The sequence below is a fragment of the Rhizobacter sp. P2_H3 genome (genome assembly GCF_056403355.1).
In genome coordinates this window covers 1-10,473 of record NZ_JBFUFQ010000204.1, presented here as the reverse complement: position 1 = coordinate 10,473, position 10,473 = coordinate 1, and the positions used below count along the sequence as shown (strand labels likewise).

Sequence of the window (10,473 nt, the reverse complement as noted above, 5' to 3'; positions counted from 1 at the left end):
GTGCGGGCAAAGGCGCGGGTGGGGGGGCTGTGGCTCGCCGGCCGGTGCGGTCATCGCCCCGTCCTGATTGGCGCTCCACAGCCTCCCCACCCGCGCCTTTGCGACCACCGCCCGTCTGTGTTTGGGGGGAAAGACTGAAGTGACCGACGAAGCGCGCCAACGCTCGCATGCTCGTCGGTCACTTCAGTCTTTTCCCCCAACAAGAACGGGTGGTGTTGCGCGGCGGGGCGGGTGGGGGGCTGGGCTGGGGGCGATTTCTGAGGCGACGAAGAAGCTTGGCTTCGGGGGTGGCGCGCGCCAGCGCGCTTCGTAGACATACTCATCGCCACTGTTTGACCACAGCGAACGAAGTGAGCGGAGGGAGTTTGGCGATGCACCCACGAAGCCGAGCTTCTTCGTGGAGTCGGCGCCCCCCAGGGGCGTCGACCGCCTCGGCATGAGCCACCAGCCCAGCCCCCCACCCGCCCCGCCAAGCCGCGCAAAAGTCACCAACCGGACATTCCGAACGCGCGGCTCCAGGCCAGCTCGACCAACGGTGTTGCCTTGCTCCCACGCAGCGGTTGCATCGCCCCGGCACCGAGCCGCCATTCGCTGCGCGGTGTTGCGGCCCAGCCGGCCCACAGAACGCCTTGCAGGATCGCGCCCCCGGCCGTTGCGACACCGCCACCACCGGCCGCACCCGCCAGCGCCTCGATGCCGACCCGCACCGGCGTGCCCGGCCGGCTCGCGATGCCGGCGCCGATCAGCCCCGTCGAATAGGCGCCGGCATGGCCGGCGTACGCGCTGTGCGCCTGGCCGCTGACGTAGACGAAGTCGTCGACGTAGCGGTTCAGCTTCAGGCCGATCGTGTCGAGCGACTGGCGGCTGCCATCCTGGCGCAGCACGCGGGCCTGGTGCTGCAGCACCGCGACCCATTCGGTGCGCACGACGCGCGGCGGCATCGTGCGCCCGTCGTGGCCGGGTTCGAGGTCGATGCCGAGCCACAACTGGGCCTGGCGGGCGCGCAGGTCGCCGTGGGCGGCGCGGATGCGGCCGTACTCGCCACCGATCGTCCAGCCGGGGGCAGGGCTCCACTCCATCGTGCCGGTGGCCTTGCCGATCAGGCCGCCGCCGGTCGGCACGGCACCGCCACCCCCCAGCCCACCGGCCACGCGCGCGCCGACGCGCYAGGTGGGCAGCAACTCGGGCCAGGGCGCGAAGCTCGCGCCGACCGTGCCCAGGATCTCCATGTAGCCCGCCGCGTCGCCCCTGGCCGCAGCGGCCGACTCGAGACCCCAGGACCAGCCGTTGGCGAATCGGCGTTCCGCGCGCGCACCCGCCAGCCCGGCCGCCGGGCGCGGTGCGCCATCGAAGCGGTAGGTGGTGGCGGTCAGCGCCATGCGGTCGAAGCCGAGGCCGGTGAGGCCGCTCGACGTGCTGGCCGCGCCGCCGTGCTCTCCCGCGAGGTGCGTGAAGCCACCGCGCCATGCGAGAGCCAGGCCCAGCTGCCCGCTCTTGATCTCGCCGCTCGGGAAATTCACGGCGGACGCCGAGATGCCCAGCTGCAGCGCCGGGCCGATGTCCTTCATCACCGTCAGCGCAGGCCGCAGCATCAGGCCCGAGCCCACCGGGGCGGATGCGCCACCGCCGCCGCCCGCGTACAGGCCCGTGGCCAGCGTCCAGCCGGGGCTGAACTGCCAGCGGTGCTGCACTTCGACCCCGGCGACGAACAAGCCGCCGCGCTGCCCGGTGGCCGCCCCATACACGGCCGGCCCGAACGCCCAGCCGGCGCCGGCGTTGAACAGCAGCGAGCCGCCCACCAGGCCCATGCGCTCGCCCTGCGGCAGCCGCACGCGCTCGTAGCCGAGCAGCGTGAAGGTCTGGATCGGTGCATCGGCGTCGCCGCGCCCGCCTTCATCGCTCGCCTCGGGTTCTGCCTGGGCCACGCCGGCTGCGAGCAGCGTGCCGGCCAGCACCGCGGCGCGTCGAAGCCGCCGGAGTCGTCGCGTCAAGCGAGCTCGCGCGCGAGCCAGGCCTCGGCCGTCTCGGCCGTCAGCCGGAACCCGGCCTCGACGCGCTTGCGGGCCACTTCCCGGCCCTCGGCATTGCGGGCCGCCAGCATCGCGTAGGGATCGTCGTCGTCCGGCACGATGTCGAGCGTCACGACGATTTCATGGGCGCCGTTCCCGATCCAGATCTTCTTGTGCAGCCGCGCCTGCAGTTGCTGCTCATGGCGGCGCCGCACCTCGTGGGCGGTCTTGACCAGGGTGTGGAAGGCCGGTGCATCCAGCGGCTTCGGGTTCTTCTTGTCGCGGCCCATGGTCCAGGGCCCGACCAGCGCCGGTTCGGCCTCGCCGCGCAGCGTCATCGAGACGGCCCAGCCGTCGTCGTCCTCGTTCTTGATCACCTGGGCAATCCAGGTCTCGTCTTCCCAGTGGCGCGCTTCCTGGATCAGCACGGTGTCGTCAGTGGTGTCGGTCATGAGCGTGGCGTGGATGAGTGAATGGATGAACCGGGCGCGTACTGTATAGGTGTACAGCTATTTCGTCGAGTGTTCTGCCGCCTGGTGGATCACCCAGCCTTGAAACACCCGCATCGCCTGCGTCGGCGTGCGCGACTTCAGCCGCGTGATCCAGTAGCGCCCGAGCGACACGCCCAGCGCGAACGGCTGCACCAGCCGCTCGGTGCGCAACTCCTCGCCGAACATCGCCGGCGGCAGCAGCGCGACGCCGATCCCCTGCGCCGCGGCAGCCGCCATCGCGATCGACGAATCGAACACCGGCCCGCGCAGCAGCGGCGGCTCGATGCCCGCGGCGGTACACCAGCGCGCCCACTCGTCGGCACGGTACGAGCGCAGCAGCGTCTCGTCCGCCAGCGCGGCCGGCGTGCGCAGCCGCCGCGCGATGGCCGGCGTGCACACCGGCGACAGCGGCGCCTCCAGCAGCGGCTCGGCTTCGGTGCCGTGCCAGGCGCCATCGCCGAAGCGGATCGCGCAGTCCAGCCCCTCGGCCGCGAGGTCGACCCGGTTGTTGTTCGTCAGCACGCGCAGGTCGATCGACGGGTGGTCGCGGCGGAAGGCCGCGAGCCGCGGCAGCAGCCAGCCGACCGCGAAGGTGCCGACCACCGCCACCGTCAGCACCTCGCGGCGCAGGCCGCCCTCGAACTGCTCCAGCACCAGCCGCATGCGCTCGAAGCTCTCGCTGAGCATCGGCAGCAGCGCGGCCCCCTCGTCCGTCAGCGCCAGCCCGCGCGGCAGGCGGCGGAACAGCGCCACGCCCAGCCGCTGCTCCAGGTTCTTCACCTGCGCGCTGACGGCGTTCTGCGTCACGCACAGCTCCAGCGCGGCGCGCGTGAAGCTCAGGTGGCGCGCCGACGCTTCGAAGGCGCGCATGGCATTCAGCGGAAGTTGCATGCCCCGGATTATCTGGGGGCTCGCCCCCGAAAGCAGTGTTTGAGCGAAGCCGGGGCGATGGCTATCGTGCACGCTCTCCGAACCGACAAGCCACGAGGATTTCCAGAATGCAAAGAAGACAGTTCAACAGCATGCTCGCGGGGTCGCTGGCCACCGCGATGCCGATCGCCTGCGCCGTGGTGCCCGCACACGCCACCCAGAAAAACTTGGAGCAGGCACCCGACCCCCGCTGGGCGGCGATCGAGGCCGAGTCCGGCGGCCGGCTCGGCATCGCGGTGCTCGACACCGCCACCGGCCGCTTCGACGGCCACCGCCTCGGCGAGCGCTTCCCGATGTGCAGCACCTTCAAATGGCTGGCCGCGGCGCTGGCGCTGCAGCGCGTCGACGCCGGCATCGAGCGGCTGGACCGCCGCGTCGCGGTGCGCCGCGAGATGCTGGTCAGCCACTCGCCCGTCAGCGAAAAGCACGTCGGCGGCAACGGCATGAGCATCGCCGAGCTGTGCGAAGCGGCCGTGCTGGTCAGCGACAACGCCGCGGCCAACCTGCTGCTCGCGAGCTTCGGCGGGCCGGCCGCGATCACGCGCTACGCGCGCACGCTGGGCGACACGCAGACGCGGCTGGACCGCACCGAGCCGGCGCTGAACGAAGCCCGCCCCGGCGATCCGCGCGACACGACGACGCCGCGCTCGATGGCGATCGCGCTGCAAAGTGCCTTGCTCGGCAAGGCCCTCTCCGAGGCCTCGCGCGCGCGGCTGGTGGCGTGGATGGAGGCGGTGCGCACCGGCACCGATCGCCTGCGCGCCGGGCTCCCGCCCGACTGGCGCGCCGCCGACAAGACCGGCACCGGCGCGCGCGGCACCACCAACGACGTGGCGGTGGTGTGGCCGCCGAACCGCGCGCCGCTGGTCATCACCGCCTACCTGACGGACAGCCAGGCCGATGCGAAGCGCCTCAACGCCGCGCTGGCGGCCGTGGCGCGCGAGGCTGCGGCGCGAGTCGCCTAGGGGGCAGCGAGTGCAGGCAGGACGCGCCCCGAGGCGAGCATCGCGTCGATCGCCTGCACGCTCACCGGCTTGCTGTACAGGAAGCCCTGCGCGAAATCGCAGTGCTGCGTGGCGAGGAAGTCGCGCTGCGCCGCCGTCTCGATGCCTTCGGCGACGACGGTCAGCGACAGGCTGTGCGCCATCGAGATGATGGCCGACGCGATCGCCGCATCGTCGCTGCTGTCCGGCAGGTCCTTCACGAAGGCGCGGTCGATCTTCAGCTTGCCGATCGGCAGCCGCTTCAGGTACGCGAGCGACGACAGCCCGGTGCCGAAATCGTCGACCGCCACCTGGATGCCGAGCGCGCGCACGGCTTCGAGCTGCGCGACGTTGCTCGCGAGGTCCTCGACCATCGAATGCTCGGTGATCTCGATCTGCAGCGCGCGCGGGTCGGCGCCCGACGCGCGCAGCGCCGCATCGATCTGCGCCTGGATGCCGCGCCGGATCTGCAGCGCCGAGACGTTCACCGCCACGTGCAGCCGCTGCCCGCCGTCGTGCCAGCTGCGGATCTGCCGGCACGCGGCATGCAGCACCCACTGGCCGATGTCGACGATCAGCCCGCTGGCCTCGGCGATCGGGATGAACTCGACCGGCGACACCTGGCCGAGCCGCGGATGCTCCCAGCGCAGCAGCGCCTCCACGCCCACCAGCCGCTGCGTGGCGAGGTCGACGATCGGCTGGTACAGCAGCCGCAGCTGCTGGTGCGAGACGGCCTCGCGCAGGTCGGCTTCGAGCTGCACGCGCCGCGTCGTGTCGTTCAGCATGCGGGGCTGGAACAGCGCGAAGGTGTTCTTGCCCATGCGCTTGGCCTCGTACATCGCGGTGTCCGCGGCCAGCACCAGCGAGGCCGCATCGGGCGCATCGTTCGGGTACAGCGCGACACCGGCGCTGCCGCGCACCCGCAGCAGCTGCGCGCCCACCGTCAGCGGCTCGTCGAACGCACGCATCGCCGCGTTCGCGAGCGCCTGCAGCTGCACCGGGTCGACGACGCGCGGCGACAGGATCACGAACTCGTCGCCGCCGAAGCGGAACGCCACGTCGGTCGGCCGCATGAACTTGGTCAAGCGCCCGGCCAGCGCGCGCAGCAGCTCGTCGCCGACGCCGTGGCCGAGCGTGTCGTTGACGAGCTTGAAGTCGTCGAGGTCGAGCAGCAGCAGGCCGAAGCCCTCGCTGGTGCGGCCGACCGTCGCGATCAGCCGCTGGATCTGCTCGTTGGCGGCATGCCGGTTCGGCAGCCCGGTGACCGGGTCGTAGTGGGCGAGGTAGTCCAGGCGTTTCTCGGTGCCCTCGATCTGCCGGCGGATGCCGATCGCGAGCGCATACGCCAGCGCGAACGACACCAGGCTCACCACCAGCGTGATCGCGACGAAGGCGGCGACGCGCTCGTACAGCGGGCGCAGGCTCGCGCTCAGCAGCACGTGGCCGACCACGCGGTCGCCCTCGCGCACCGGCACGCGCACCTGCAGGCGGTTCTGCGCGAACCGGTGGCCTTCGCTCGCGAGCGAAGGCGGCAGCGGCGCGGGGTCGACGCGCTGCGTGCGCAGGCCGGGTGCGCCGTAGGCGGCGACCATGCGGTCCTGCAGGTCGTGCAGCGAGGCGCTTTCGATGGCCTCGGACGATTGCAGGCCGGAGAGCGTCTGCGCGGCGCCGCCGCTGTCGCCGAACAGCACCGCCGCCGAGCTGTTGTCGGCGACGATGTGCGCCTGCGCGGTCAGGTCGTCGGCCATCGCGCTGCGCAGCGAGAAGTACACGTAGGCGTCGAAGCTGAGCCCGGCCACCAGCAGCGCGGTGCTGACGCTGAGCGCCACCGCGCGCATCAGCCGGCGCCCGAGCTGCGGCCCCGGCTGCACGCGGAACGGATCGCGGCGGCGCTCGATGAGGCTCATCATTCGCCCGCCTGTCATTCGGTCACCCGCCGGGCGACGCGCAGCAGCTTCGAGCTGACCTGCAGGCGCGACTCGCGGACGGTCGCGAGGTCGATGTCGAACACGACACGGCTGCCGGAACGGTGCAGCGCCACCGCGGCACGCACCGATGGCGCGGCGTCGCCATCCGAGATCAGCAAGGTGCCGACCGGCGGACGCACCGGCGCGTTCGACGGGCTGTCCAGCAGCGCGGCATGGCAGGCCGACCAGCTGCCGGCGGACGAGAGCTCGCGCACGTCGAGGCGCCAGTGGCGCACGATGCGGCCCTCCAGCGCCTTCACCGCCGGCTGCAGCGGGCTCGCGCCGTCGATGCACAGCGCGAGCGCCGGCGCCTGGGGCGGCAGCACGTCGACCGGCCAGTCGACGAACAGCAGCAGGTTGAAGACCAGGGTCGCCTTCTGCTCGGCCTCGTCGCCCTGTGCCGTGGCCGGCATGCCGGCGCACCACAGCGCTGCGCCGGCGAGCGCGGCCAGCAGGCGGGGCGGCAACCGGAGGACCGGGAAGGGAAGGCGATTCACGGCGCGGGCAGAACGAAAAAGGCGCCGCCCGCGACATGCGGACGGCGCCTTTTCTTATCGGCCCGGCCCGGGCCTGCTTGAGCGCCGGCCGCGGGACACGCGTACCGGCACAAGCCTGCGGATGGGCCTGCGGGCTTACCAGCCCACCGTGACGATCATGCCGCGCGGCGTCGGGTGCTCCAGCAGCGTGCTCTTGCTGCGCACGTCGTCGTAGGCGAAGCCGTACGCCAGCCCGTCGATGCTGTGGTCATGCCAGAACTTCGCGTAGTAGTTGGCAGGGCCGGCCGGGTAGTACGCCGACGAATTGCTCCACTGCGACGGGTCGACGCTGATCAGCAGGTGGCGGTTGAACGCGGCGGCGATCTGCGCCTGCACCACCAGTTCCTGCGAATTGCCGCTCGCCAGGTTGCCGGACGCCTCGAGGATGCCCTGCGTCGTCGGCTTGCCGCGGATGTACAGGTTCTGCGGGCCGCCGTCCTTCGAGAACACGAAGTCGTTGCCGATCACGCGGCCGCGGAAGGTGCCGGCCTCGGCGCTGAACACCAGGTCGGTGCCGGCGTAGCGGCTCCACACCTGGTCGACGTAGGACGCGAAGTAGTTGCCCTGCGCGCGACCGGCGCCGAACACCGACTTGGCCGGCGCGATGATGCGGTAGGGCCGCTGCACCAGCGCGCGGAATTCGGCCTGCGGCAGCGCCTCGAAGTCGGCGAAGATCTGCGCCCGCGACGCGTTGTCGCCCAGCGTGCGGTCGTAGCCGTCCTTGCCGAGCAGGCGCGTCTTGATCGGGAAGCCGAACTGGTCCACGCGCGTCGTGTTGCCGTGGTAGCCGCTGTTGTCGACGGTGAACTCGATCCACTCGAAGTTCACGTCCTGGTTCGGGTCACCCGGGTTGCCGAGGTCGGGCCCGGCGAAGCCCAGGCGGCCGTCGCCGGCGACGTTGATCTTGATGAACATCGGCGAACCGAGGCTGATGAACATGCGGCCCGAATCGATCTTCGGGATCGAGACCCAGCCGGCGTCGCTCAGCTTGTTGAAGTAGTTCGCATAGTTCTGGCCGTTCTTCGCGACGCGGTTGGCGGCGTCGTTGTCGGCGACCGCGGCCGGGATCAGGCGGCCGCTCGCATCGACGTGCGACAGCACCTTGGTGTCCGGGTTGTAGCCGATGATCGACCAGTAGACCTGGTTGTCGGCGAACGCGCCGTTGGTGCCGTTCACCAGCTTGATCGTCATCACGCCGTTGCCCACCGGCAGGTCGACGCCGCCGTTGCCCTGGCGCACGCGGAACGACGACACGATGTCGTTGAAGTTCACGTTCACGAGGTTGGGCGTGTCGGCGCTCAGCGTGAGCTTGCGGCCGCCGTAGTTGATGTCGTCGAACAGGTCGACCTGGTAGCCGCTCTTGACCTTGACCGACGAGGCGCGGTCGTTCCAGGTGCTGCCGATCCAGCTGCTGTCGGCATCGGCGCAGAACGAGGCGCCCTGGTAGTCGACATGCTCGTAGAAGCAGATCGCGCCGCTGGCCGCGGGCGGCGGCGTCGTCGTGCCGCCCCCCACCGTGGCGGTGAAGCGTGCCGAGTCATAGGCCGGCGCGCCGTTGTTGTAGGTGAAGAAATAGCCCAGCGTGTTGCCCGACGCGACGCCGGTCACGACCTGCTCGTAGCGCGCGGCCGCGCTGTTGTAGCCCATGCGCAGGTTCTGCTGCGCGCCGCCGTTGACCTGGTAGTGGACGTCGACCCAGGTGGTCGCGACGCTCGACTTGAACCAGATCGTCGCGGTGCTGCCCGAACTGGTCACGCCCTGCGTGAAGTCGGCCGCCCCGGCCGGTGCCGCGAAGCAGGCCAGCGCGGCGAACGCCGCCACCAGCCATCCCATGAATCCTCTTCTTGTGCCCGACATGCTCACTCCCTCGAAGGTGTCTTTCCACCGGCCGCGCCGGCAGTGCCCGGGCATTCTCGAAGCGGGCAGGCCGCCGCGGGGCGGCGCTTTGCAACAAGATGAGAAAGCGCTTTCATGAATGCCCGGGCGATGGGCATCCATTGCGTCGAACAATCGGTTGCAAGTGCGGGGTGGGGTCAGCGGTCGTCGGCGACCCGCGCGAGCGCGTCGTCGATCGCCTTGTTCAGCTTGTCGATCGCGATCGGCTTGGTCACGTAGCGGAAGAAGCCGGCCGCGAGGCCGCGCGCCACGTCGCCGGCCATCGCGTTGGCGGTCAGCGCGATCACCGGGATGTGGGCGGTGGCCGGGTCGGCCAGCAGCACGCCCAGCGCATCCTTGCCGTTCAGGCCCGGCAGGTTGATGTCCATCAGGATGATCTGCGGCCGGTGCGCGCGGGCCAGCTCGATGCCGAGCTGCGCATCCGGAGCCGACATCTGCCGGATGTCGCCGCGCAGCGCGACGATCTCGCTGACGAGCTGCAGGTTGGCCGGGTTGTCCTCCACGTACAGCAGCAGCGGCGTGTCGTCCTGGTCGTCGGGCGCGAGGCCGCTGCGCAGCTCGCCGTGGCCGGTGGACGGTGCGCTGGGCGGCATCTCGTGCGCCGCGCGCAGCTCGATCGCGAACACGCTGCCGATGCCGGCGGTGCTGCTCGCCTCGATGCGTCCGCCCATCAGCTCGACGAGCCGCTTCGTCACCACCAGGCCGATGCCGGTGCCCTCGACGTTGCCAGCTTCCTGGCCGAGGCGGTTGAAGGGCTGGAACAGCAGCGCGAGCTGCTCCGGCCGCAGGCCGCTGCCGGTGTCCTGCACCGAGATGCGCACCCGCTCGTCGGCCAGCGCGGTGCATTCCACGACCACCGTGCCGCGCTCGCGGTTGTACTTGACGGCGTTCGACAGCAGGTTGAGCAGCACCTGCTTGAGCCGCGTGCGGTCGGCGATCACGCTCAGGCCGCTGTCGTCGGGGAAGAACAGCCGGATGCCGCGCTGGTCGGCCGCCGGGCTGATCATGGTCTCGCATTCGCGCAGCATGTCGGCCAGGCCCACCGGCTCCAGCGACAGCATCAGGTTGGCCGATTCGATGCGCGCCAGGTCGAGGATCTCGTTGATCAGGTTCAGCAGGTGCCGCCCGGCCTTCAAGATCTGCTGCGTGAACTCGACGCGCTTGGTGTCGGGCAGCGCATGGGCGTTGGATTCCAGCAGCTGGCCGAAGCCCAGGATCGCGTTGAGCGGCGTGCGCAACTCGTGGCTCATGCTGGAGAGGAACTCCGACTTCGCGCGGTTGGCCTTCTCCGCCGCCTCGGTTGCGAGCGCCAGCTCGCGGTTCGACGCCTCGAGCTGCGCGGTGCGTTCGCCGACCCGGCTTTCCAGCTGCTCGTTGAAGCGCATCACCTCCTGCTGCGCCTGGCGCCGGTCGGCGATCTCCTGCTCGATCTTCAGCAGCGCCTGCTGGTTGTCGAGCGCATGCCGCTCCACCTCGGCCATCATGCGGTTGAACGAATCGACCAGCACGCCGACCTCGTCGTCGCTGATGCGTTCGGCACGCCGCGAGTAGTCGCGCTGGTCGACCACCTCGCGCGCCACCTGGCCGATGGCGAGGATCGGGCGCGTGACGATGGACTGCAGCCAGCGCGAGATCAGCCAGGCCAGCAGCATGGCCAGCAC

At 70.8% G+C, this 10,473-nt stretch carries 8 protein-coding genes; 1 reads left to right on the top strand and 7 read right to left on the bottom strand.

The window, feature by feature from the left end; all coding sequences use genetic code 11:
* Window positions 1–485: 485 nt before the first annotated feature.
* From AC1D1T_RS25635 to AC1D1T_RS25625, 3 genes are read right to left on the bottom strand one after another with little or no spacing between them, the layout of a single operon-like run.
* Entirely contained in the window at window positions 486–1,991 is a 1,506-nt protein-coding gene (locus AC1D1T_RS25635) for a hypothetical protein (protein ID WP_477992732.1), read from the bottom strand.
* Entirely contained in the window at window positions 1,988–2,461 is a 474-nt protein-coding gene (locus AC1D1T_RS25630; protein ID WP_477828753.1) for a hypothetical protein, read from the bottom strand. The genes AC1D1T_RS25635 and AC1D1T_RS25630 overlap by 4 nt, the downstream gene beginning before the upstream one ends.
* Before the next feature lie 57 nt (window positions 2,462–2,518).
* The gene (locus tag AC1D1T_RS25625) at window positions 2,519–3,391 is read right to left on the bottom strand and encodes a LysR family transcriptional regulator (protein ID WP_477828752.1); all 873 of its coding nucleotides are present in this window, start codon (window positions 3,389–3,391) and stop codon (window positions 2,519–2,521) included.
* A 107-nt stretch (window positions 3,392–3,498) separates the two neighbouring features.
* Between AC1D1T_RS25625 and bla the strand changes: the two genes are divergently transcribed.
* Window positions 3,499–4,395: a class A beta-lactamase gene (gene bla, locus AC1D1T_RS25620; protein ID WP_477992731.1), complete on the top strand. Its 897-nt coding sequence runs from the start codon at window positions 3,499–3,501 to the stop codon at window positions 4,393–4,395.
* On the opposite strand, the gene AC1D1T_RS25615 is transcribed toward bla, so the two are convergent.
* The 4 genes from AC1D1T_RS25615 to AC1D1T_RS25600 all read right to left on the bottom strand — a co-directional run.
* Window positions 4,392–6,320, bottom strand: a complete 1,929-nt coding sequence (locus AC1D1T_RS25615) for a putative bifunctional diguanylate cyclase/phosphodiesterase (RefSeq protein ID WP_477992730.1) — start codon at window positions 6,318–6,320, stop codon at window positions 4,392–4,394. The two genes, bla and AC1D1T_RS25615, sit on opposite strands and share 4 nt — an antisense overlap.
* A 14-nt stretch (window positions 6,321–6,334) precedes the next feature.
* Entirely contained in the window at window positions 6,335–6,877 is a 543-nt protein-coding gene (locus AC1D1T_RS25610; RefSeq protein ID WP_477829197.1) for a YfiR family protein, read from the bottom strand.
* 135 nt (window positions 6,878–7,012) lie between these two features.
* The gene (locus AC1D1T_RS25605) at window positions 7,013–8,749 is read right to left on the bottom strand and encodes a beta-1,3-glucanase family protein (RefSeq protein ID WP_477992729.1); all 1,737 of its coding nucleotides are present in this window, start codon (window positions 8,747–8,749) and stop codon (window positions 7,013–7,015) included.
* A 200-nt stretch (window positions 8,750–8,949) separates the two neighbouring features.
* The coding region (locus AC1D1T_RS25600) for a hybrid sensor histidine kinase/response regulator (protein WP_477992728.1) at window positions 8,950–10,473 on the bottom strand (1,524 nt) is incomplete at its 5' end.